Annotated in this window: 18 protein-coding genes and 1 pseudogene; 13 read left to right on the forward strand and 6 right to left on the reverse strand. The window is 52.7% G+C overall.

Annotated features, from left to right (window positions below):
* Window positions 1-66: 66 nt before the first annotated feature.
* The 6 genes from ebgA to fadH all read left to right on the forward strand — a co-directional run bounded on the left by ebgA (window position 67) and on the right by fadH (window position 11,216).
* Complete coding sequence (ebgA, locus tag HUZ68_RS19645) at window positions 67-3,159, forward strand: beta-galactosidase subunit alpha (protein ID WP_033815007.1); 3,093 nt, start codon at window positions 67-69, stop codon at window positions 3,157-3,159.
* A complete protein-coding gene (locus HUZ68_RS19650; RefSeq protein ID WP_001219954.1) occupies window positions 3,156-3,605 on the forward strand; it encodes a beta-galactosidase subunit beta in 450 nt (149 codons plus the stop codon). The genes ebgA and HUZ68_RS19650 overlap by 4 nt, the downstream gene beginning before the upstream one ends.
* A gap of 62 nt (window positions 3,606-3,667) precedes the next feature.
* Window positions 3,668-5,101 (forward strand): amino acid permease, encoded by a 1,434-nt coding sequence (locus tag HUZ68_RS19655; protein WP_033815006.1) that lies wholly within the window; start codon window positions 3,668-3,670, stop codon window positions 5,099-5,101.
* Between the two features lie 133 nt (window positions 5,102-5,234).
* Window positions 5,235-6,305: a protein YgjJ gene (ygjJ, locus tag HUZ68_RS19660; RefSeq protein WP_000767654.1), complete on the forward strand. Its 1,071-nt coding sequence runs from the start codon at window positions 5,235-5,237 to the stop codon at window positions 6,303-6,305.
* Window positions 6,306-6,321: 16 nt separating this feature from the next.
* The gene (gene ygjK, locus HUZ68_RS19665; protein WP_073313337.1) at window positions 6,322-8,673 is read left to right on the forward strand and encodes an alpha-glucosidase; all 2,352 of its coding nucleotides are present in this window, start codon (window positions 6,322-6,324) and stop codon (window positions 8,671-8,673) included.
* 524 nt (window positions 8,674-9,197) lie between these two features.
* Window positions 9,198-11,216: an NADPH-dependent 2,4-dienoyl-CoA reductase gene (gene fadH / locus HUZ68_RS19670; protein WP_033815004.1), complete on the forward strand. Its 2,019-nt coding sequence runs from the start codon at window positions 9,198-9,200 to the stop codon at window positions 11,214-11,216.
* A gap of 44 nt (window positions 11,217-11,260) precedes the next feature.
* Here the strand turns inward: fadH and higA are convergent, their stop codons facing one another.
* The 3 genes and pseudogenes from higA to rlmG form a co-directional block, all read right to left on the reverse strand.
* Entirely contained in the window at window positions 11,261-11,677 is a 417-nt protein-coding gene (higA, locus tag HUZ68_RS19675) for a type II toxin-antitoxin system antitoxin HigA (RefSeq protein WP_033815003.1), read from the reverse strand.
* Window positions 11,674-11,751: pseudogene (locus tag HUZ68_RS19680) on the reverse strand (type II toxin-antitoxin system toxin HigB); the annotation flags it as partial. The pseudogene HUZ68_RS19680 and the gene higA, both read right to left, overlap by 4 nt.
* A gap of 195 nt (window positions 11,752-11,946) precedes the next feature.
* Window positions 11,947-13,083: a 23S rRNA (guanine(1835)-N(2))-methyltransferase RlmG gene (rlmG, locus tag HUZ68_RS19685; protein ID WP_024250066.1), complete on the reverse strand. Its 1,137-nt coding sequence runs from the start codon at window positions 13,081-13,083 to the stop codon at window positions 11,947-11,949.
* Window positions 13,084-13,167: 84 nt separating this feature from the next.
* Here rlmG and HUZ68_RS19690 point away from each other — a divergent pair, with 84 nt between their 5' ends.
* The 5 genes from HUZ68_RS19690 (at window position 13,168) to sstT (ending at window position 18,543) form a co-directional block, all read left to right on the forward strand.
* On the forward strand, window positions 13,168-13,671 hold the full coding sequence (locus HUZ68_RS19690; RefSeq protein ID WP_001295542.1) for a M48 metallopeptidase family protein: 504 nt from the start codon (window positions 13,168-13,170) through the stop codon (window positions 13,669-13,671).
* Window positions 13,672-13,747: 76 nt separating this feature from the next.
* Window positions 13,748-14,440, forward strand: a complete 693-nt coding sequence (locus tag HUZ68_RS19695; RefSeq protein ID WP_033815002.1) for a SanA/YdcF family protein — start codon at window positions 13,748-13,750, stop codon at window positions 14,438-14,440.
* Between the two features lie 78 nt (window positions 14,441-14,518).
* Window positions 14,519-15,505: a Gfo/Idh/MocA family protein gene (locus HUZ68_RS19700; protein ID WP_032281640.1), complete on the forward strand. Its 987-nt coding sequence runs from the start codon at window positions 14,519-14,521 to the stop codon at window positions 15,503-15,505.
* Between the two features lie 283 nt (window positions 15,506-15,788).
* Window positions 15,789-16,754 carry a TerC family membrane protein Alx gene (gene alx, locus HUZ68_RS19705; RefSeq protein WP_001098805.1) on the forward strand — a complete coding sequence of 322 codons (966 nt, stop codon included), beginning with the start codon at window positions 15,789-15,791 and terminating at the stop codon, window positions 16,752-16,754.
* 544 nt (window positions 16,755-17,298) lie between these two features.
* Window positions 17,299-18,543, forward strand: a complete 1,245-nt coding sequence (gene sstT, locus HUZ68_RS19710) for a serine/threonine transporter SstT (RefSeq protein WP_000211655.1) — start codon at window positions 17,299-17,301, stop codon at window positions 18,541-18,543.
* Between the two features lie 4 nt (window positions 18,544-18,547).
* On the opposite strand, the gene HUZ68_RS19715 is transcribed toward sstT, so the two are convergent.
* The 3 genes from HUZ68_RS19715 to uxaC form a co-directional block, all read right to left on the reverse strand.
* The gene (locus HUZ68_RS19715; protein WP_000128136.1) at window positions 18,548-19,099 is read right to left on the reverse strand and encodes a YgjV family protein; all 552 of its coding nucleotides are present in this window, start codon (window positions 19,097-19,099) and stop codon (window positions 18,548-18,550) included.
* Between the two features lie 82 nt (window positions 19,100-19,181).
* The gene (uxaA, locus tag HUZ68_RS19720; protein WP_001199376.1) at window positions 19,182-20,669 is read right to left on the reverse strand and encodes an altronate dehydratase; all 1,488 of its coding nucleotides are present in this window, start codon (window positions 20,667-20,669) and stop codon (window positions 19,182-19,184) included.
* Window positions 20,670-20,683: 14 nt separating this feature from the next.
* Complete coding sequence (gene uxaC / locus HUZ68_RS19725) at window positions 20,684-22,096, reverse strand: glucuronate isomerase (RefSeq protein ID WP_000187442.1); 1,413 nt, start codon at window positions 22,094-22,096, stop codon at window positions 20,684-20,686.
* 482 nt (window positions 22,097-22,578) lie between these two features.
* On the opposite strand from uxaC, the gene exuT reads away from it, so the two are divergent.
* Both exuT and exuR read left to right on the forward strand, forming a co-directional pair.
* Window positions 22,579-23,877, forward strand: a complete 1,299-nt coding sequence (gene exuT / locus HUZ68_RS19730; protein WP_033815080.1) for a hexuronate transporter ExuT — start codon at window positions 22,579-22,581, stop codon at window positions 23,875-23,877.
* A gap of 129 nt (window positions 23,878-24,006) precedes the next feature.
* Entirely contained in the window at window positions 24,007-24,783 is a 777-nt protein-coding gene (exuR, locus tag HUZ68_RS19735; RefSeq protein ID WP_000406488.1) for a transcriptional regulator ExuR, read from the forward strand.
* The last annotated feature ends 216 nt before the right edge of the window (window positions 24,784-24,999 follow it).

Raw genomic sequence — 24,999 nt, forward strand, 5'->3', positions numbered from 1 at the left:
TCCCCAGCAATTACACAAACTACCATCGCCATGAATGGTTCCGATTTCTCTCTACCGGGAGGCCCTATGAATCGCTGGGAAAACATTCAGCTCACCCACGAAAACCGACTTGCGCCGCGTGCGTACTTTTTTTCATATGATTCTGTTGCGCAGGCGCGTACCTTTGCCCGCGAAACGAGCAGCCTGTTTCTGCCCTTAAGCGGTCAGTGGAATTTCCACTTTTTTGACCATCCGCTGCAAGTGCCAGAAGCCTTCACCTCTGAGTTAATGGCTGACTGGGGGCATATTACCGTCCCCGCCATGTGGCAAATGGAAGGTCACGGCAAACTGCAATATACCGACGAAGGTTTTCCGTTCCCCATCGATGTGCCGTTTGTTCCCAGCGATAACCCAACCGGTGCCTATCAACGTATTTTCACCCTCAGTGACGGCTGGCAGGGTAAACAGACGCTGATTAAATTTGACGGCGTCGAAACCTATTTTGAAGTCTACGTTAACGGTCAGTATGTGGGTTTCAGCAAGGGCAGTCGCCTGACCGCAGAGTTTGACATCAGCGCGATGGTTAAAACCGGCGACAACCTGTTGTGTGTGCGCGTGATGCAGTGGGCGGACTCTACCTACGTGGAAGACCAGGATATGTGGTGGTCGGCGGGGATCTTCCGCGATGTTTATCTGATCGGAAAACAACTAACACATATTAACGATTTCACCGTGCGTACCGACTTTGACGAAGCCTATTGCGATGCCACGCTTTCCTGCGAAGTGGTGCTGGAAAATCTCGCCGCCTCCCCTGTCGTCACGACGCTGGAATATACCCTGTTTGATGGCGAACGCGTGGTGCACAGCAGCGCCATTGATCATTTGGCAATTGAAAAACTGACCAGCGCCAGCTTTGCTTTTACTGTCGAACAGCCGCAGCAATGGTCAGCAGAATCCCCTTATCTTTACCATCTGGTCATGACGCTGAAAGACGCCAACGGCAACGTTCTGGAAGTGGTGCCACAACGCGTTGGCTTCCGTGATATCAAAGTGCGCGACGGTCTGTTCTGGATCAATAACCGTTATGTGATGCTGCACGGCGTCAACCGTCACGACAACGATCATCGCAAAGGCCGCGCCGTTGGAATGGATCGCGTCGAGAAAGATCTCCAGTTGATGAAGCAGCACAACATCAACTCCGTGCGTACCGCTCACTACCCGAACGATCCGCGTTTTTACGAACTGTGTGATATCTACGGCCTGTTTGTGATGGCGGAAACCGACGTCGAATCGCACGGCTTTGCTAATGTCGACGATATCAGCCGTATTACCGACGATCCGCAGTGGGAAAAAGTCTACGTCGAGCGCATTGTTCGCCATATTCACGCGCAGAAAAACCATCCGTCGATCATCATCTGGTCGCTGGGCAATGAATCCGGCTATGGCTGTAACATCCGCGCGATGTACCACGCAGCGAAGGCGCTGGATGACACGCGACTGGTGCATTACGAAGAAGATCGCGATGCTGAAGTGGTCGATATTATTTCCACCATGTACACCCGCGTGCCGCTGATGAATGAGTTTGGTGAATACCCGCATCCGAAGCCGCGCATCATCTGTGAATATGCTCATGCGATGGGGAACGGACCGGGCGGGCTGACGGAGTACCAGAACGTCTTCTATAAGCACGATTGTATTCAGGGACATTATGTTTGGGAGTGGTGCGACCACGGGATCCAGGCGCAGGATGACAACGGCAATGTCTGGTATAAATTCGGCGGCGACTACGGCGACTATCCCAACAACTATAACTTCTGTCTTGATGGTTTGATCTATTCCGATCAGACGCCGGGACCAGGCCTGAAAGAGTACAAACAGGTTATCGCGCCGGTAAAAATCCACGCGCTGGATCTGACTCGCGGCGAGCTGAAAGTCGAAAATAAACTGTGGTTTACCACGCTTGATGACTACACCCTGCACGCAGAGGTGCGCGCCGAAGGTGAAACGCTCGCGACGCAGCAGATTAAACTGCGCGACGTTGCGCCGAACAGCGAAGCCCCCTTGCAGATCACGCTGCCGCAGCTGGACGCCCGCGAAGCGTTCCTCAACATTACGGTGACCAAAGATTCCCGCACCCGCTACAGCGAAGCCGGGCATTCTATCGCCACTTATCAGTTCCCGCTGAAGGAAAACACCGCGCAGCCAGTGCCTTTCGCACCAAATAATGCGCGTCCGCTGACGCTGGAAGACGATCGTTTGAGCTGCACCGTTCGCGGCTACAACTTCGCGATCACCTTCTCAAAAATGAGTGGCAAACCGACATCCTGGCAGGTAAATGGCGAGTCGCTGCTGACCCGCGAGCCAAAGATCAACTTCTTCAAGCCGATGATCGACAACCACAAGCAGGAGTACGAAGGGCTGTGGCAACCGAATCATTTGCAGATCATGCAGGAACATCTGCGCGACTTTGCCGTAGAACAGAGCGATGGTGAAGTGTTTATCATCAGCCGCACGGTTATAGCACCGCCGGTGTTTGACTTCGGGATGCGCTGCACCTACATCTGGCGCATCGCTGCAGATGGCCAGGTTAACGTGGCGCTTTCCGGCGAGCGTTACGGCGACTATCCGCACATCATTCCGTGCATCGGTTTCACCATGGGGATTAACGGCGAATACGATCAGGTGGCGTATTACGGTCGTGGACCGGGCGAAAACTACGCCGACAGCCAGCAGGCTAACATCATCGATATCTGGCGCAGCACCGTCGATGCCATGTTCGAGAACTATCCCTTCCCGCAGAACAACGGCAACCGTCAGCATGTCCGCTGGACGGCACTGACTAACCGCCACGGCAACGGTCTGCTGGTGGTTCCGCAGCGCCCAATTAACTTCAGCGCCTGGCACTATACCCAGGAAAACATCCACGCTGCCCAGCACTGTAACGAGCTGCAGCGCAGTGATGACATCACCCTGAATCTCGACCACCAGCTGCTTGGCCTCGGCTCCAACTCCTGGGGCAGCGAGGTGCTGGACTCCTGGCGCGTCTGGTTCCGTGACTTCAGCTACGGCTTTACGTTGCTGCCGGTTTCTGGCGGAGAAGCTACCGCGCAAAGCCTGGCGTCGTATGAGTTCGGCGCAGGGTTCTTTTCCACGAATTTGCACAGCGAGAATAAGCAATGAGGATCATCGATAACTTAGAACAGTTCCGCCAGATTTACGCCTCTGGTAAGAAGTGGCAACGCTGCGTTGAAGCGATTGAAAATATCGACAACATTCAGCCTGGCGTCGCCCACTCCATCGGTGACTCATTGACTTACCGCGTGGAGACAGACTCCGCGACCGATGCGCTATTTACCGGGCATCGACGCTATTTTGAAGTGCATTACTACCTGCAAGGGCAGCAAAAAATTGAATATGCGCCGAAAGAGACATTACAGGTCGTGGAATATTATCGTGATGAAACTGACCGTGAATATTTAAAAGGCTGCGGAGAAACCGTTGAGGTCCACGAAGGGCAAATCGTTATTTGCGATATCCATGAAGCATATCGGTTTATCTGCAATAACGCGGTCAAAAAAGTGGTTCTCAAAGTCACCATCGAAGATGGTTATTTCCATAACAAATAACAACTACGGCGGCAAAAGGAATTTGCCGCCACCGCTACCCTACTCATTTTCGGAGATGTGTTATGTCTGATACCAAACGTAATACAATCGGCAAATTCGGCTTGCTCTCGCTGACTTTTGCCGCCGTTTACAGCTTTAACAACGTTATCAATAATAATATTGAGCTTGGACTGGCCTCGGCACCGATGTTTTTCCTCGCGACGATTTTTTATTTTATTCCCTTCTGTCTGATCATCGCAGAATTTGTTTCGTTAAATAAAAACTCAGAAGCCGGTGTCTACGCGTGGGTAAAAAGTTCGCTGGGCGGACGTTGGGCATTTATTACTGCCTATACCTACTGGTTCGTAAACCTGTTCTTTTTCACCTCGCTGTTGCCGCGCGTTATTGCTTATGCTTCGTATGCCTTCCTCGGATACGAATATATTATGACGCCGGTTGCCACCACCATTATCAGTATGGTGCTGTTCGCCTTCTCCACCTGGGTTTCCACCAACGGGGCGAAAATGTTGGGGCCAATTACCTCCGTCACTTCAACGCTGATGCTGCTGTTAACGCTCTCCTACATTTTACTGGCAGGTACGGCGCTGGTTGGCGGCGTACAGCCTGCCGATCCGATCACCGTTGACGCGATGATCCCGAACTTCAACTGGGCGTTCCTCGGCGTTACCACCTGGATCTTTATGGCCGCAGGTGGCGCGGAGTCCGTCGCGGTGTACGTTAACGACGTCAAAGGCGGTTCGAAATCGTTCGTTAAAGTGATCATCCTCGCCGGGATTTTTATCGGCGTACTGTATTCCGTCTCCTCGGTGCTGATTAACGTCTTCGTCAGCAGCAAAGAGTTGAAATTTACTGGCGGATCGGTGCAGGTATTCCACGGCATGGCGGCGTATTTTGGTCTGCCGGAAGCGTTGATGAATCGCTTTGTCGGTCTGGTGTCCTTTACCGCAATGTTCGGTTCCCTGCTGATGTGGACCGCAACGCCGGTGAAAATTTTCTTCTCCGAAATCCCGGAAGGCATCTTTGGTAAGAAAACCGTCGAACTGAACGAAAACGGCGTTCCGGCGCGCGCAGCGTGGATCCAGTTCCTGATCGTCATCCCGCTGATGATTATCCCGATGCTCGGTTCCAATACTGTGCAGGATCTGATGAATACTATTATTAATATGACCGCCGCAGCGTCCATGCTTCCGCCGTTATTCATCATGCTGGCTTACCTGAATTTACGCGCCAAATTAGATCACCTGCCACGCGATTTCCGTATGGGCTCCCGCCGCACCGGTATTATCGTTGTTTCAATGCTGATTGCGATATTTTCCGTAGGGTTTGTCGCTTCGACATTCCCGACTGGCGCGAATATTCTGACCATCATTTTTTATAACGTCGGCGGTATTGTTATCTTCCTCGGCTTTGCGTGGTGGAAATACAGTAAATATATAAAGGGATTAACGGCTGGAGAGCGCCATATTGAAGCGACGCCAGCCAGCAATGTTGATTAAGCAGACTAATAAAAAATGAGCAGGCATTTTCCCTCTTCCTGGATGAGGAGAGGGAAAATAGTTTCTGCCTTTATATTTTTATAATTACAACGATAAAAGGCTGTACTTTTTCTTTAGCTCATGGATTAACACAATGAAATTAATCACTGCACCATGCAGAGCATTACTTGCTCTGCCGTTTTGCTACGCCTTTTCTGCGGCAGGAGAAGAAGCACGTCCGGCAGAACATGACGACACAAAAACACCCGCAATTACCTCGACATCTTCTCCTTCATTTCGTTTTTACGGCGAATTAGGGGTTGGTGGATATATGGATTTAGAGGGTGAGAATAAACATAAATACAGCGACGGCACCTATATTGAAGGTGGACTGGAGATGAAGTACGGCTCCTGGTTCGGCCTGATTTACGGCGAAGGCTGGACCGTACAGGCCGACCACGACGGTAATGCCTGGGTGCCTGACCATAGCTGGGGTGGCTTCGAAGGTGGGATTAACCGTTTCTATGGCGGTTATCGTACCAATGATGGCACCGAAATCATGCTCAGTCTGCGTCAGGATTCCTCGCTGGATGACCTACAATGGTGGGGCGACTTCACACCCGATTTGGGCTACGTCATTCCCAATACCCGCGACATTATGACCGCGCTGAAGGTACAGAACTTAAGCGGCAACTTTCGTTATAGCGTCACCGCCACACCTGCCGGACATCATGACGAAAGCAAAGCCTGGCTACATTTCGGCAAGTACGATCGCTACGACGACAAATACACCTATCCGGCAATGATGAACGGTTACATCCAGTATGACCTTGCCGAAGGCATCACCTGGATGAACGGTCTGGAAATCACCGACGGCACAGGACAACTCTATCTCACGGGCCTGCTTACCCCTAACTTTGCCGCTCGCGCCTGGCACCATACCGGACGTGCCGACGGGCTGGACGTACCGGGAAGTGAAAGCGGGATGATGGTGAGCGCCATGTATGAAGCGTTAAAGGGCGTTTATCTCTCCACCGCTTACACCTACGCCAAACATCGCCCTGACCACGCTGACGATGAAACCACCTCTTTCATGCAGTTTGGTATCTGGTACGAATATGGCGGCGGACGTTTCGCAACGGCTTTTGATAGCCGCTTCTACATGAAAAATGCTTCTAACGATCCCAGCGACCAAATCTTCCTGATGCAATATTTCTACTGGTAATAAGGACTGTAATTTCATGAAAATCAAAACTATTTTAACGCCAGTAACCTGCGCTCTGCTGATAAGTTTTTCCGCCCATGCCACTAACGCCGACAATTATAAAAACGTGATTAACCGTACTGGTGCGCCGCAGTACATGAAGGATTACGATTACGACGATCACCAGCGTTTTAATCCGTTTTTCGATCTCGGAGCCTGGCATGGTCATCTGTTGCCAGACGGCCCTAACACCATGGGCGGTTTTCCAGGCGTTGCGCTGCTGACGGAAGAGTACATCAACTTTATAGCCAGCAATTTCGACCGACTGACCGTCTGGCAGGACGGCAAGAAAGTCGACTTCACGCTGGAGGCATACAGTATTCCCGGCGCGCTGGTGCAAAAACTGACAGCAAAAGATGTGCAGGTCGAAATGACTCTGCGCTTCGCCACGCCGCGCACGTCACTACTGGAAACTAAAATCATCAGCAATAAACCGCTGGATCTGGTGTGGGATGGCGAACTGCTGGAAAAACTGGAAGCGAAAGAAGGGAAACCGCTTTCCGATAAAACCATTGCTGGCGAATACCCTGACTACCAGCGCAAAATCAGCGCCACCCGTGATGGCCTGAAAGTCACCTTTGGCAAAGTGCGCGCCACTTGGGATCTGCTGACCTCCGGTGAATCAGAATATCAGGTGCATAAATCCCTGCCGGTGCAGACTGAAATCAACGGTAATCGCTTTACCAGTAAGGCGCATATCAACGGGTCGACGACGCTCTATACCACCTACTCCCACCTGCTGACCGCTCAGGAAGTTAGCAAAGAGCAAATGCAGATCCGCGATATTCTGGCGCGTCCGGCGTTTTACCTCACCGCCTCGCAGCAACGCTGGGAAGAGTATCTGAAGAAAGGGTTAACCAATCCGGATGCGACGCCGGAACAGACGCGCGTCGCGGTGAAAGCGATCGAAACGCTCAACGGTAACTGGCGCTCGCCTGGGGGTGCGGTGAAATATAACACCGTCACGCCGTCGGTGACCGGGCGCTGGTTCTCCGGCAATCAGACCTGGCCGTGGGATACCTGGAAGCAGGCGTTTGCGATGGCGCATTTCAATCCGGACATCGCCAAAGAGAATATCCGCGCGGTCTTCTCCTGGCAGATCCAGCCTGGCGACAGCGTGCGTCCGCAGGATGTGGGCTTTGTCCCCGACCTGATAGCGTGGAATCTTAGCCCCGAGCGTGGTGGCGATGGTGGCAACTGGAACGAACGAAATACCAAACCCAGCCTTGCCGCCTGGTCGGTGATGGAAGTGTACAACGTCACCCAGGATAAAACCTGGCTGGCAGAGATGTACCCGAAACTGGTGGCCTATCACGACTGGTGGTTACGTAACCGCGATCACAACGGCAACGGCGTGCCGGAATATGGCGCGACCCGCGACAAAGCCCACAACACTGAGAGCGGCGAGATGCTGTTTACGGTGAAGAAAGGCAACAAAGAAGAGACGCAGTCTGGGCTGAACAACTACGCCCGCGTGGTGGAGAAAGGCCAGTACGACAGTCTGGAAATTCCGGCACAGGTTGCTGCATCGTGGGAATCGGGGCGTGATGATGCCGCCGTCTTTGGGTTTATCGACAAAGAACAGCTGGATAAATATGTCGCAAGCGGCGGCAAACGTAGCGACTGGACGGTGAAATTCGCCGAAAACCGCAGTCAGGACGGAACGTTGCTGGGGTACTCGCTATTGCAGGAGTCGGTGGATCAGGCCAGCTATATGTACAGCGATAACCATTATCTGGCGGAGATGGCGACGATTCTCGGTAAACCGGAAGAGGCTAAGCGCTATCGCCAGTTGGCACAGCAGCTCGCGGACTACATCAACACCTGTATGTTCGACCCGGCTACGCAGTACTTCTATGACGTGCGTATTGAAGATAAACCGCTGGCGAACGGCTGCGCGGGCAAACCGATTGTTGAGCGCGGTAAAGGGCCGGAAGGCTGGTCGCCGCTGTTTAACGGTGCGGCAACGCAGGCCAATGCCGACGCGGTGGTGAAGGTGATGCTCGATCCTAAAGAGTTCAACACCTTTGTCCCGCTGGGAACAGCAGCGTTAACCAACCCGGCCTTTGGCGCGGATATCTACTGGCGCGGGCGCGTATGGGTGGATCAGTTCTGGTTTGGTCTGAAAGGGATGGAGCGTTACGGTTATCGCGATGATGCCCTGAAGCTGGCGGATACGTTCTTCCGGCATGCCAAAGGATTAACCGCCGATGGCCCAATTCAGGAGAATTACAACCCGCTGACTGGCGCGCAGCAAGGCGCACCAAATTTCTCCTGGAGTGCCGCACATTTGTATATGTTGTATAACGATTTTTTCCGTAAGCAATAATTTGCAACGGCTGGCGGATGCGGCGTAAACGCCTTATCCGCCCTACATGTATGTTCCCCAGGCCGGATAAGACGCGACAAGCGTCGTATCCGGCATCTGCACCGCGCCACCGGCGGATGCTGCGTGAACGCCTTATCCGCCCTACATGTTCGTTCCCGTAGGCTGGATAAGACGCGACAAGCGTCGCATCCGGCATCTGCACCTCGCCACTGGCGGATGCGGCGTGAACGCCTTATCCGCCCTACATGTTCGTTCCCGTAGGCTGGATAAGACCCGACAAGCGTCGCATCCGGCGTCTGCACCGCGCCACTGGCGGATGCGGCGTGAACGCCTTATCCGCCCTACATGTGCAATCCCCCAGGTCGGATAGGGCCCGGCAAGCGTCGCATCCGGCGTTACCACCGGGCGTATTCTTTTTGAATCCCATCACAAACCCCGCACTCCCCTTTTCCCTTTTCTCCGGCGACGGCTAAATTAGAACTCATCCGACCACATAACAATTATTTTACATACTGGACAATTTTATGAGCTACCCGTCGCTGTTCGCCCCGCTGGATTTAGGTTTTACCACGTTAAAAAACCGCGTGTTGATGGGTTCAATGCACACCGGGCTGGAGGAATACCCGGACGGTGCTGAACGGCTGGCAGCGTTTTATGCCGAACGCGCCCGTCACGGCGTGGCGCTGATTGTTAGCGGCGGCATTGCACCAGATTTAACAGGCGTTGGCATGGAAGGCGGCGCAATGCTCAATGACGCCAGCCAGATCCCACACCATCGCACCATTACCGAAGCCGTACATCAGGAAGGCGGCAAAATAGCCCTGCAAATTTTGCATACCGGGCGCTACAGCTACCAACCGCATCTGGTCGCTCCCTCCGCATTGCAGGCCCCCATCAACCGTTTCGTTCCTCACGAACTCACCCATGAAGAGATCCTGCAACTGATCGACGATTTCGCCCACTGCGCGCAACTGGCGCGGGAGGCAGGATACGACGGTGTAGAGGTGATGGGTTCCGAAGGGTATTTGATCAACGAATTTCTGACGCTGCGCACCAATCAGCGTAGTGACCAGTGGGGCGGCGATTACCGCAACCGGATGCGATTTGCCGTTGAAGTGGTGAGTGCGGTACGCGAACGCGTTGGCAACGACTTCATTATTATCTACCGACTGTCGATGCTCGACCTGGTCGAAGACGGCGGGACTTTTGCCGAAACGGTAGAGCTGGCGCAGGCCATTGAAGCGGCTGGCGCAACCATTATCAACACCGGCATTGGCTGGCATGAAGCGCGTATTCCGACCATCGCCACGCCCGTGCCACGCGGCGCATTTAGCTGGGTCACGCGCAAACTGAAAGGTCACGTCTCGCTGCCGCTGGTGACCACCAACCGGATTAACGATCCGCAGGTTGCCGACGATATTCTCTCGCGCGGCGATGCCGATATGGTATCGATGGCGCGACCGTTTCTTGCGGATGCGGAACTGCTGTCAAAAGCGCAATCAGGGCGAGCCGATGAGATCAACACCTGCATTGGCTGCAACCAGGCGTGTCTCGATCAGATCTTCGTTGGCAAGGTCACCTCGTGTCTGGTGAATCCTCGCGCCTGCCATGAAACCAAAATGCCGATCCTTCCCGCCATGCAGAAAAAAAATCTGGCGGTGGTCGGTGCGGGACCAGCTGGGCTGGCGTTTGCCATTAACGCGGCGGCGCGTGGGCATCAGGTAACATTGTTTGATGCCCACAGCGAGATCGGCGGGCAGTTTAATATCGCCAAACAGATCCCCGGCAAAGAGGAGTTTTACGAAACGCTGCGCTATTACCACCGGATGATCGAAGTGACGGGCGTGACGCTAAAACTCAATCACACCGTGACGGCGGATCAGTTACAGGCGTTCGATGAAACGATCCTCGCCAGTGGGATCGTGCCACGCGTTCCGCCTATCGACGGGATCGATCATCTGAAAGTATTGAGTTATCTCGATGTACTGCGCGACAAAGCGCCGGTGGGCAACAAAGTTGCCATCATCGGTTGTGGTGGGATTGGCTTTGATACGGCGATGTATTTAAGTCAGCCGGGCGAATCCACCAGCCAGAATATCGCTGAGTTTTGTAATGAGTGGGGGATCGACAGTAGCCTACAACAGGCTGGTGGCTTAAGCCCGCAGGGAATGCAGATCCCTCGTAGCCCACGGCAGATTGTGATGCTCCAGCGCAAAGCCAGCAAACCGGGACAGGGGTTAGGCAAAACCACCGGCTGGATCCATCGCACCACCCTGCTCTCGCGGGGTGTGAAAATGATCCCAGGCGTAAGTTATCAGAAGATTGACGATGACGGGCTGCATGTGGTGATCAACGGCGAAACGCAGGTATTAGCAGTGGACAATGTGGTGATCTGCGCAGGGCAAGAGCCAAACCGCGCGCTGGCGCAGCCGCTGATTGATAGCGGGAAAACGGTGCATTTAATTGGCGGCTGCGATGTGGCTATGGAGCTGGACGCACGACGGGCAATTGCCCAGGGAACACGGCTGGCGCTGGAGATTTAAATCGTGCATTGAAGTGCCGGATGCAACGCATCCGGCACTTCGCGTTAATCAATAAACAAGGCGGGAGAAATGCCGAATCGCGTTGCCAATTTTTTAGCGTGTTCCAGCGTTAATTTCCTCTTCCCGCTCAAAACGCGTGACACCATAGATTTACTGCCAATTTCCGGCAGATCGGAAAGGGTTAAACCATATTGATCCATAAGGGTACGAATCACGGCTATACCGCCAGGCACGGCTTGAGCCATGGCATTAAATTCCGCAAATTCGGGCGCTGATTCTTCCCACGCGGTTATTTTGGCACACACCAGATCCAGTAAGGGGTTTTCAGGATCGTTGAGCAGCAGATGATCTACCAGTTCCAGCGCCTGGATGTATTGTTCCTCGTTCTGAATACCCGCCAGAAAAGGTGCCACAGCAGTTAGCTTTTCTCCTGCTTGCAAGATGTCGGCAATCGTAATCATTTTTTCCCCTTAGTACGATGAACAGCGGTAAAGAAATCGTATTCTTTATGCGTCAAACCTTCTCGTATGTAGCATAAACGTTGAACAACGCTAAACAAGAGAATGTAGAGGATGGTGACAGGGATTTTTTGTTTTATGGAGCGCGATTCCAGAACTGGGCAGACATTGCCGGATGCGACGCTTGCCGCGTCTTATCCGACATGGGGGTAACGTGCAGAACGTATGCCGGATAAGGCGTTTACGCCTTATCCGGCAGGTAGCTGCTAATCTTACCGACGACGTCCCAGCTTCACTGCTTTCAGCACCACAAATTTATTATTCGTGGCGATGGTGGTGCAGTTGCCGAAAATTTTCTTCAGTTTATGGAAGTAATCCAGGTGACGGTTGGCAACGATATACAGCTCGCCGTTGATTTTCAGGCAGCGGCGGGCGTGGTGGAACATCTCCCAGGCGACGTTATCGGTCAGCGCATGTTGCTGATGAAACGGCGGGTTGCAGAGCACAGCATTAAAGCGGAAAGGCTCCACGCCGGAGAGCGCGTTGTTGATCATAAATTCGCAGCGATCCAACGCCTCTGGCATGTTGGTTTCAACGTTCAAACGGCTGGAAGCAACCGCCATCGGTGATTCATCGACAAACACCACTTTCGCCTGCGGATTTTTATCAAGCAGCGTCAGACCAATAACGCCATTACCGCAACCGAGATCGACAATCTCACCTTCGAGATTCTCTGGCAGATGCTGTATAAAGAAGCGCGCGCCAATATCCAGCCCGGTGCGGGAGAAGACATTCGCATGGTTGTGGATAGTCCAGTCAGTACCTTCCAGCTTCCAGCTAACGGTCTGCGGCGCATCGGCCAGCGGCGGTTCATTGAAAGTGCAATTAATCAGGCGCGCTTTTTTCCATGCCAGCGTGGTGGTGGTCGGGCCGAGCACTTTTTCGAACAGTTCCAGCGTGGAAGTGTGAATGTCACGGGCCTTGGCACCGGCAATAATACGTGTATCCGACGTGACCACTTTGCGCAGCGCACGCAGTTGCTGTTCCAGCAATGCCAGTGTTTTCGGCACTTTGATCAGCACCACACCCGGCTGTTGCGGGTAGTCGGCGGTGCTGTCGAGAAACTTCACGCTCGACTCATCAATCCCGTTGAGGCGTAAATTCTCGCGCGTCGCCAGTTCACTGATGTATGAGTCGCCAATGCTGTACGGCTTATGTTCCGCCAGCGCGCAGCTTAACGCACCAAAGGCATCATTCAGGATCAACACCGGGCCGCGGATTTCTGTGTCGTCCAACTGTTGCAGCAAATATTCATCCGCCGCTTCCCACGCCTGTAGCGGGTTAACGTCATCCGTCGCCGGAAAACGTTGTAGTGTCAGTGAACGGAAACCGTTGTCTAAGTGGCTCATCGGCCCTCCTGAATGATAAAATTTCGACATTGCCCCTGAAAAGGGTGCGTGAGTATACCCTTTTTCTCTTTTTCGTGGGCGGTTATGAGCAATCTTACTTATCTTCAGGGTTATCCCGAGCAGCTACTTTCCCAGGTGCGAACACTGATTAACGAACAGCGTCTGGGCGATGTGCTGGCAAAACGCTATCCGGGAACACACGACTACGCCACCGATAAAGCCCTCTGGCAATATACTCAGGATCTGAAAAATCAGTTTCTGCGCAATGCCCCGCCGATCAATAAAGTGATGTATGACAATAAGATCCATGTGCTAAAAAACGCGCTCGGGTTACATACCGCTGTTTCTCGTGTGCAGGGCGGCAAGCTGAAAGCAAAAGCAGAGATCCGCGTCGCTACCGTGTTTCGCAACGCGCCGGAACCGTTTTTGCGCATGATCGTGGTGCACGAGCTGGCGCACCTGAAGGAGAAAGAGCATAACAAAGCGTTTTACCAGTTGTGCTGTCATATGGAACCCCAGTACCACCAGCTTGAGTTCGACACCCGACTGTGGCTAACCCAGTTGTCGCTTGGGCAGGACAAAATCTGAAAATGATGTCAGGCGTTATCTTTTCTTTCTTTAGCGCCTAAAATCGACCTCCCCCCTTTCGTTAAGGATAACGACCATGCTGCGCGCATTTGCCCGCCTTCTTCTCCGTATTTGTTTTTCTCGCCGGACTCTAAAGATTGCCTGCTTACTGTTACTTGTGGCAGGAGCGACCATTTTTATCGCCGATCGCGTAATGGTCAACGCCAGCAAACAGCTGACCTGGAGCGACGTCAACGTCGTTCCGGCGCGTAACGTGGGCTTATTGCTGGGGGCCAGGCCGGGTAATCGCTACTTTACCCGACGTATTGATACCGCAGCAGAGTTGTACCACGCCGGAAAAGTGAAATGGCTGTTAGTCAGTGGCGATAACGGACGTAAAAATTACGATGAAGCATCAGGTATGCAGCAGGCTTTGATCGCTAAAGGCGTACCGGCGAAAGTGATCTTCTGCGACTATGCCGGATTCTCAACGCTGGATTCGGTAGTGCGTGCCAAAAAGGTGTTTGGGGAAAACCATATCACCATTATCTCGCAAGAATTTCATAACCAACGCGCCATCTGGCTGGCAAAACAGTACGGCATCGACGCTATCGGGTTTAACGCGCCAGACCTGAATATGAAGCACGGTTTTTATACTCAACTGCGGGAGAAACTCGCTCGTGTCAGCGCGGTGATTGACGCCAAAATCCTCCATCGCCAGCCGAAATATCTCGGGCCATCGGTCATGATTGGGCCGTTTAGTGAGCATGGCTGTCCGGCGAAAGAATAATGCGTATCTGCGCACGTCGAAGATGAAAAAGGCGTGCTACATTGACGACAGAATCCCTTTATGGAGTATCCACGCGTTATGATACGTTTCGCTGTGATTGGTACGAACTGGATCACTCGCCAGTTCGTCGAGGCCGCCCATGAGAGCGGTAAATACAAGTTAACCGCCGTTTATTCCCGCAGCCTTGAGCAGGCTCAGCACTTCGCCAATGATTTTTCTGTCGAGCATCTGTTTACCTCGCTGGAAGCGATGGCGGAAAGCGATGCCATTGACGCGGTGTATATTGCCAGCCCGAATTCCCTGCACTTTTCCCAGGCACAACTTTTCCTTAGTCACAAAATTCATGTGATTTGCGAGAAACCGCTGGCGTCGAATCTGGCGGAAGTGGATGCCGCCATTGCCTGTGCGCGGGAAAATCAGGTGGTGCTGTTTGAGGCATTTAAAACAGCCAGCCTGCCGAACTTTCATTTGCTGCGCCAGGCGCTGCCGAAAGTAGGCAAACTGCGGAAAGTCTTTTTCAACTATTGCCAGTATTCCTCGCGGTATCAACGTTACCTGGATGGTGAGAATCCCAACACCTTTAATCCGGCATTCTCTAACGGTTCAATTATGGATATCGGCTTTTACTGCCTGGCGTCGGCGGTAGCGTTATTTGGTGAGCCGAAAAGCGTGCAGGCAACCGCCAGTTTACTGGCAAGTGGTGTAGATGCCCACGGCGTGGTGGTGATGGATTACGGTGATTTCAGCGTCACCTTGCAGCACTCAAAGGTCAGTGATTCTGTCCTGGCAAGCGAGATTCAGGGCGAAGCGGGATCGCTGGTGATTGAAAAACTGTCTGAATGCCAGAAAGTGTGCTTCGTGCCGCGTGGCAGCCAGATGCAGGATCTCACCCAGCCGCAGCATATTAATACCATGCTCTACGAAGCAGAGCTGTTCGCTACCCTGGTGGATGAGCATCTGGTGGATCATCCAGGGCTGGCGGTCAGTCGCATCACAGCCAAACTGCTGACCGAGATCCGCCGCCAGACTGGGGTGATTTTTCCGGCAGATAGCGTAAAACTATAATTGCCAAAGTAAAACAGTGTAAAAGGTATGTAACAGACCATTGACTGACTGAATGGTCTGTCATACTTTGTTACCTGCAAAGGGGAGTAACTTCATTGCCGGTCGATCGTCATTACGATGTGTGAAAAACCACATCCGGTCACCGGGCAACCCGAAAGGAATACGCAGACGTATTCCTTTTTTGTTGTAAGTGAGACCTTGCCGGAAGGCGAGGTCTATGCATAAAAAGCAGCGGCTGACGTCTTCCGACGTTGGCCGTTTTTTTTATGTGTAAGGAACTTCTATGAATACTGTCGGCACGCCGTTGCTATGGGGCGGATTCGCTGTTGTTGTCGCCATTATGCTGGCTATCGACCTGTTGTTGCAGGGGCGTCGTGGGGCACATGCCATGACCATGAAACAGGCTGCGGCCTGGTCGCTGGTCTGGGTGACGCTGTCGTTACTGTTTAACGCCGCTTTCTGGTGGTATCTGGTGCAAACCGAAGGTCGCGCCGTTGCCGATCCACAGGCACTGGCCTTTCTCACGGGTTATCTGATTGAGAAATCGCTGGCGGTCGATAACGTCTTTGTCTGGCTGATGTTGTTCAGCTATTTCTCCGTTCCGGCGGCATTACAACGTCGCGTGCTGGTGTATGGCGTGCTCGGGGCGATTGTTCTGCGTACCATCATGATCTTCACAGGCAGCTGGCTGATTTCGCAGTTCGACTGGATCCTGTATATCTTCGGTGCCTTCCTGCTGTTTACCGGCGTGAAGATGGCGCTCGCCCATGAAGATGAATCAGGCATTGGCGACAAGCCGCTGGTGCGCTGGCTACGCGGTCATTTGCGCATGACCGACACCATCGACAATGAGCATTTCTTTGTGCGCAAGAATGGCTTGTTGTACGCCACACCGCTGATGCTGGTATTGATTCTGGTGGAATTGAGCGACGTGATTTTTGCCGTGGATAGCATTCCGGCTATCTTCGCCGTGACCACTGACCCGTTCATTGTGCTGACCTCAAACCTGTTTGCGATCCTCGGCCTGCGTGCGATGTATTTCCTGCTGGCGGGCGTAGCAGAGCGTTTCTCGATGCTCAAATATGGCCTGGCGGTGATTCTGGTGTTTATCGGTATCAAGATGCTGATTGTCGACTTCTACCATATTCCAATCGCCGTCTCGCTGGGCGTGGTGTTTGGCATCCTGGTGATGACGTTTATTATCAACGCCTGGGTGAATTATCGGCATGATAAGCAGCGGGGAGAATGATTCGCTGTATATTAAGCCATTACTAGAGATAACTCATTCCAGACAAAGGTGAGCTATTAATTATGTAATCGGCTTATAGCTCTTTACAAAAAGACCGCACGGGTGTTGGTGGCGTCAAAATCGCCGAAGCGTTCCCTGGAGGCCGACCCGGTAGCCGCAAGGGATAAGCTGAGGGAACCGCGCAGCGGCGATTTTGTTCGCCAGAGCCTGGGGGTGCAGGGGGCGGCGGCGATTGGCCGCCCCCTGCGCCAGTGACTTTATATGGCATAACACATTAAAGGAGCGCAACCGTTCTCATATTCCAAATAGTTTTGCCCATATGTTATCTAATCAGCCTTAGTAGCCAGTCCTTCCCTCTGTTTATGTCAAATAAATGTAACCATTAAGTTGCAAAACATGACCTCTCTTTAAAATCCAGCATTTTTCGCTTCCCGAAGCTGTAACTTTCCTTATACTCGACCTTGCAAACACTTTGTTACATCCTGAAAGATGCGTCGACAGAACGCACCAGGGATGTGCAACAACACAATGAAAGGATCGAAAAATGACTACGCAACGTTCACCGGGGCTATTCCGGCGTCTGGCTCATGGCAGCCTGGTAAAACAAATCCTGGTCGGCCTTGTTCTGGGGATTCTTCTGGCATGGATCTCAAAACCCGCGGCGGAAGCTGTTGGTCTGTTAGGTACTTTGTTCGTCGGCGCACTGAAAGCTGTTGCCCCCATCCTGGTGTTGATGCTGGTAATGGCATCTATTGCTAACCACCAGCACGGGCAGAAAACCAATATCCGTCCTATTTTGTTCCTCTATCTGCTGGGCACCTTCTCTGCAGCTCTGGCCGCAGTAGTCTTCAGCTTTGCCTTCCCTTCTACCCTGCACTTGTCCAGTAGCGCGGGTGATATTTCGCCGCCGTCAGGCATTGTCGAAGTGATGCGTGGACTGGTAATGAGCATGGTTTCCAACCCCATTGACGCGCTGCTGAAAGGTAACTACATCGGGATCCTGGTGTGGGCAATTGGCCTCGGTTTCGCACTGCGTCACGGTAACGAAACCACCAAAAACCTGGTCAACGATATGTCGAATGCCGTCACCTTTATGGTGAAACTGGTCATTCGCTTCGCACCGATCGGTATTTTTGGGCTGGTTTCTTCTACCCTGGCAACCACCGGTTTCTCCACACTGTGGGGCTACGCGCAACTGCTGGTCGTGCTGGTTGGCTGTATGTTACTGGTGGCGCTGGTGGTTAACCCATTGCTGGTGTGGTGGAAAATTCGTCGTAACCCGTTCCCGCTGGTGCTGCTGTGCCTGCGCGAAAGCGGCGTGTATGCCTTCTTCACCCGCAGCTCTGCAGCTAACATTCCGGTGAATATGGCGCTGTGTGAAAAGCTGAATCTGGATCGCGATACCTATTCCGTTTCTATTCCGCTGGGTGCCACCATCAATATGGCGGGCGCAGCAATCACCATTACCGTGTTGACGCTGGCTGCGGTTAATACGCTGGGTATTCCGGTCGATCTGCCCACAGCGCTGCTGTTGAGCGTAGTTGCTTCTCTGTGTGCCTGTGGCGCATCCGGCGTGGCGGGGGGGTCTCTGCTGCTGATCCCACTGGCCTGTAATATGTTCGGTATTTCGAACGATATCGCCATGCAGGTGGTTGCCGTCGGCTTTATCATCGGCGTATTGCAGGACTCTTGCGAAACCGCGCTGAACTCTTCAACTGACGTGCTATTCACTGCGGCAGCTTGCCAGGCAGAAGACGATCGTCTGGCAAATAGCGCCCTGCGTAATTAATTGTTTAACCCCTTTCGTCTATGGCGGGAGGGGTTTTCTCTACTTTAAATGGATCAATTCCCCTTTTCTGCATCCGCCAGAAACGGATGATATTCAGGCCATTCATAAGCAGAAAACTACCCTCAATCATCGTGCCGCCTATCGACCCCGCCCAGAAGTTGTGAATCACCCAGCAACACGTTGAAAACCACATCACGCAGCGCATGGTGAGCCCTTTACAGCGGAACAGCGCCCAGGTACTGACAATCGTACCGATAACCGGCAATAGTTCGACAGGATGATGGAACTTCGCGAGGCCAATTCCGCCAGTCAGCACAATAAAAATCGCCATTACCCATAAGCTGCGCGTGCGTAAGGTAATCAATGTACGAATGGCATTAAGGATGGCACTGGCACCAGCGGGATAGGTGCCCAGAAGAAAAAAATGTACGCCAATAACGGCGCTATAGACCGAAAGCTGCTTTTTGAAGCGACGTTCGTCACGATTGAAAAATGTTGTGATACCAATCAGAAAGGCGATGACACCCACGCCCTGGGCCAGCCAATACGCGGTCATGATAAATCCTTAGCAGGTATGGAAAAGCAAACGGCGCTTCACATTATGAAACGCCGTTTTTTATTAACAACTCATTTCGACTTTATAGCGTTACGCCGCTTTTGAAGATCGCCAGTTCGCGGAAGTCGTTACGCTCGTTACAGGTTTGCTTACCGTTGGCAAACTCAACGATGGTGTCGATAAATTCTTCCAGCAACTGCGGCATCGCTTTACCGTGGATCAGCTGACCCGCGTCAAAGTCGATCCAGTGTTTTTTCTTCGCCGCCAGTTCACTGTTGGTGGCGATTTTCACCGTCGGCACAAATCCACCATACGGCGTGCCACGACCAGTACTGAACAGCACCATATGGCAGCCCGCACCCGCCAGGGCGCTGGTCGCTACGGCATCGTTACCCGGCGCACTTAACAAGTTCAGCCCCGGCGTTTTCAGACGCTCGCCGTAACGCAGCACGTCAACCACGACGCTGGAACCCGCTTTCTGGGTACAGCCAAGTGATTTGTCTTCCAGCGTGGTGATACCGCCCGCTTTGTTCCCCGGCGATGGGTTTTCATAGATCGGCTGGTCATGGGCAATAAAGTACTGTTTGAAGTCGTTGACCATAGTGACCAGTTTTTCAAACGTTGCTTCGTCGCGGCAATGGTCCATCAGCAACTGCTCTGCGCCAAACATCTCCGGCACTTCGGTCAGTACGGTAGTACCGCCGTTAGCAATCACGTAGTCAGAGAAACGCCCCAGCATCGGGTTAGCAGTAATACCAGAAAGACCGTCAGAACCACCGCACTCCAGACCAAACTTCAGTTCGCTGAGTTTGCCTGGCTCGCGTTTATCGTTGCGCATCACGTTATACAACTGATGCAAATGCTCGATCCCGGCCTCGATCTCATCATCCTGCTGTTGGCAGATCATGAAATGAACGCGTTCAGGATCGATATCGCCCAGCGTTTCACGGAATGCGGCAACCTGGTTGTTTTCACAGCCCAGGCCAATCACCAGCACTGCGCCTGCGTTCGGGTGGCGCACCATGTTTTGCAGCATGGTGCGGGTATTAATGTGATCGTCGCCCAGCTGTGAGCAGCCGTAGGTGTGGCTGAAGAGGAACACGCCGTCGGTACCTTCGGCGTTGTTGGTCTCTTTCAGGAAACGGTTCTGGATCTGCCGCGCGATGCCGTTGACACAGCCCACGGTTGGCAGGATCCACAGCTCATTACGCACCCCGACATCGCCGTTAGCGCGACGATAGATCTGCACTTCACGATCTGCCGCTTGCGCAGGCAGATCCTGAAAATCAGGTTGATAGCGATACTGATCCAGATCGCTCAGATTCGTGCGCGTATTGTGGGCGTGAACGTGTTCCCCCGCCGCAATATCCGCCAATGCATAACCAATCGGCAGGCCATATTTGATGACGTTGGCCCCTTTTGCGATATCCGTTAACGCAAATTTATGTCCACGAGCAACATCCTGGCGCAGCGTAACAGTCTGGTTATCGACACTGACTTCTGTGCCTTCCGCCAAATCTGCTAAAGCGACCGCGACGTTATCCAGCGCATGGATCTTGATGTATTGCATATCAACCCCAGACCTTAGTTCAGTTCAATGGCGAAGTAGTCACGCGCATTGTTAAAGCAAATATTTTTCACCATCTCGCCCAGCAGGTTGATGTCCGCCGGTGCTTCGCCCGCTTCCACCCAGCGACCGATCATCTGGCACAGAATGCGGCGGAAGTATTCGTGACGGGTGTATGACAGGAAGCTACGGCTGTCAGTCAGCATACCGACAAAGCGGCTCAGCAAACCGAGCTGCGCCAGTTGGGTCATCTGACGTTCCATACCGTCTTTCTGATCGTTAAACCACCAGCCGGAACCGAACTGCATTTTGCCCGGCATACCTTCGCCCTGGAAGTTACCGATCATGGTGCCCAGCACTTCGTTATCGCGCGGGTTCAGGCAGTAGAGAATGGTTTTCGGCAGCAGGTTTTCTTCGTTCTGCTTGCTCAGCAGCTTAGACAGCTCTTCCGCCATCGGACGGTCGTTGATGGAGTCAAAGCCTACATCCGGCCCCAGCAGTTTGAACTGACGCAGGTTGTTATTACGCAGCGCGCCAATGTGGTACTGCTGTACCCAGCCGCGACGTGCATATTCGGCACCAAGGAACACCAGCACCGCAGTTTTGAACTGTGCCACTTCGTGCTCGCTCAGGGTTTCGCCAGCCAGACGACGCGCCAGAATGCTGTCCAGTTCCGCTTCGTTCGCTTCAGCAAACATCACCACATCCAGCGCGTGGTCAGACACTTTACAGCCGTGAGCGGCGAAGTGATCCAGACGTTTGGTCAAGGCAGTTTGCAGGTCAGCAAAGCGGCGAATGTCGGTATCGGAAACTTCGCCCAGCTTCGCCATGTAGTCGTTAAAGGTCGCCTGTTCGATGTTAAAGGCTTTGTCCGGACGCCAGCTCGGCAGCACTTTGATGGTGAAAGAGCCGTCTTTGGCGATCTCTGCGTGATGCTCCAGAGAATCGATCGGGTCATCGGTGGTGCCGACCATTTTCACGTTCATCTGCTGCATGATGCCGCGCGCGGAGAAGTTATCCTGCGCCAGCAGTTCGTTACATTCGTTCCAGATTTCATCGGCAGTTGACGGAGAAAGCAATTTGCCAGTGATACCAAACGGACGACGCAGTTCGAGGTGCGTCCAGTGGTATAACGGGTTGCCGATAGTGTGCGGAACAGTCGCCGCCCAGGCGTCAAATTTTTCACGGTCAGACGCATCACCAGTACACAGACGCTCAGCCACACCGTTGGTACGCATAGCGCGCCATTTGTAGTGATCGCCCTTCAACCAGATGTCATACAGGTTTTTAAAACGATAGTCTTCCGCAATCTGCTGCGGCGGCAAATGGCAATGGTAATCGAAAATCGGCTGGTCTTTTGCGTAGTCGTGATACAGACGGCGGGCAAATTCGGTATCTAACAGGAAATCTTCAGTCATAAACGGAGTCATTTTCGTCTTCCTCTCAACGAGTGAGCTAGCTTGCTTATGGTGCGATGCTGACAAAGTTATCACACCAATTTCCAGAGTCCGAAGATATTTTCGTGAGTTAGATCAATAAACGTAGTTAAAAAAATTACTCTTAAAGTGGTAAATCTCGCTGCAGGCCGCGCCAGTACTGGCCTCGCTGTCGTCAGGTAATGTCCCTACAAATATTCGCACATTTGTGATGGCTCTCACCTTTTAAAGTTGTATGACAAGTTATCTTTCTGCCGTCGCAAATCATAAGTCGACGGAATGCAAATTGCCGATTCACTCATTTGTTAGATGAATCGGGTTAACCGGTACGGAAGCCGAATTAGCACGAAACTTTCATGGCAACGTTCGGGGCGTGCCGGTTTTTTTTCGGTTACCCGGTCGTAACTAACATCTTCAGCCTCTGGCGGGATGATGGCCGCGCTTCCTGCGGATATAACAAAACGATGAGGTTTTACATGCGTAAAATTAAAGGGTTACGTTGGTATATGATCGCACTGGTGACGCTCGGCACCGTGCTTGGTTACCTGACGCGTAACACTGTGGCGGCAGCTGCGCCAACTCTGATGGAAGAGTTAAACATCTCCACCCAACAGTATTCCTATATCATCGCAGCCTATTCTGCTGCTTATACGGTCATGCAGCCGGTAGCGGGTTATGTACTGGATGTGCTGGGTACGAAAATCGGTTATGCAATGTTTGCTGTGCTGTGGGCCGTGTTCTGTGGTGCAACCGCGCTGGCAGGTAGCTGGGGTGGCCTGGCTGTTGCTCGTGGTGCGGTCGGTGCCGCGGAAGCAGCGATGATCCCGGCGGGTCTGAAAGCCAGCTCCGAATGGTTCCCGGCGAAAGAGCGTTCCATCGCAGTAGGCTACTTTAACGTAGGTTCTTCGATTGGTGCGATGATTGCGCCGCCGCTGGTGGTATGGGCAATCGTGATGCACAGCTGGCAGATGGCATTTATCATCTCCGGTGCATTGAGCTTTATCTGGGCGATGGCATGGCTGATTTTCTATAAACATCCGCGCGACCAGAAGCATCTGACCGATGAAGAACGCGACTATATTATTAATGGTCAGGAAGCCCAGCACCAGGTGAGCACGGCGAAGAAAATGTCCGTTGGTCAGATCCTGCGTAACCGTCAGTTCTGGGGTATCGCGCTGCCGCGTTTCCTGGCAGAACCAGCCTGGGGTACTTTTAACGCGTGGATCCCGCTGTTCATGTTTAAAGTTTACGGCTTTAACCTGAAAGAGATCGCGATGTTCGCCTGGATGCCGATGCTGTTTGCTGACCTCGGTTGTATCCTCGGTGGTTACCTGCCGCCGCTGTTCCAGCGTTGGTTTGGTGTGAACCTGATCGTTTCCCGTAAGATGGTCGTAACGCTGGGTGCAGTGCTGATGATTGGCCCGGGTATGATCGGTTTGTTCACCAACCCGTATGTCGCAATTATGCTGCTGTGTATCGGTGGTTTTGCTCACCAGGCACTGTCTGGCGCGCTGATTACGCTCTCTTCTGACGTGTTCGGTCGTAACGAAGTGGCGACGGCGAACGGTTTAACCGGGATGTCCGCATGGCTGGCAAGTACGCTGTTTGCGCTGGTTGTCGGTGCACTGGCTGACACCATCGGCTTCAGCCCGCTGTTCGCAGTTCTGGCAGTATTTGACCTGCTGGGTGCGCTGGTTATCTGGACCGTGTTGCAGAACAAACCGGCGATTGAGGTGGCGCAGGAAACACATAACGATCCCACGCCGCAACATTAACGCTTCGTGTAAGTTTTAGTTTCCCTTCAAAGCCGCCTTCTCAGGCGGCTTTTTCATCACTGCGAGTAGAGCTAAACTCGCAAAAGTGGTATAACAAATATAGTCTGCCGTATCATGCCTGGAGCGCATATGGAAATCACTGAACCACGCCGTTTGTATCAACAACTTGCCGCTGACCTGAAAGAGCGCATCGAACAGGGCGTCTATCTGGTGGGTGATAAACTGCCTGCCGAGCGCTTTATTGCCGATGAAAAGAACGTCAGCCGTACGGTAGTTCGTGAAGCCATCATCATGCTGGAAGTTGAAGGCTATGTCGAAGTGCGTAAAGGTTCAGGTATTCACGTGGTTTCCAACCAGCCGCGCCATCAGCAGGCTGCGGACAATAACATGGAATTCGCCAATTACGGTCCGTTTGAGTTACTCCAGGCTCGCCAACTCATCGAAAGTAATATTGCCGAGTTCGCAGCAACTCAGGTAACGAAACAGGACATCATGAAATTGATGGCCATCCAGGAGCAGGCGCGCGGTGAACAATGCTTCCGTGATTCCGAGTGGGATTTGCAGTTCCATATTCAGGTAGCCCTGGCGACGCAGAACTCCGCCCTGGCGGCTATCGTTGAAAAAATGTGGACCCAGCGTAGCCATAACCCGTACTGGAAAAAACTGCACGAACATATTGATTCCCGTACCGTCGATAACTGGTGTGATGACCACGATCAAATCCTCAAGGCGCTGATTCGCAAAGATCCTCATGCTGCTAAGCTGGCAATGTGGCAGCACCTGGAAAACACCAAGATCATGTTATTCAACGAAACCAGCGACGACTTCGAGTTCAATGCCGACCGCTATCTATTCGCCGAAAACCCGGTGGTGCATCTCGATACAGCCACCAGCGGCAGTAAATGAAATTCCTGTCCGACAGGCGCTGCAATGCGCCTGTTTGTCTCGTCGGTAAGCGAAAAGTATAAAGTGTCAGCCTGTGTAAATCCTCTCGCCACCCTCCCCTGCATTCAGCAAAATCAGACTCCACGGACATGTAATTTTGATAACGAACAACGTTGACCTTTGTTACAATTAGATTCAATTTGAATTTATGTTTTTGAATGCTTTCTTATCTCACGA

The sequence above is a fragment of the Shigella dysenteriae genome (assembly GCF_022354085.1).
Classification (GTDB): domain Bacteria; phylum Pseudomonadota; class Gammaproteobacteria; order Enterobacterales; family Enterobacteriaceae; genus Escherichia; species Escherichia coli.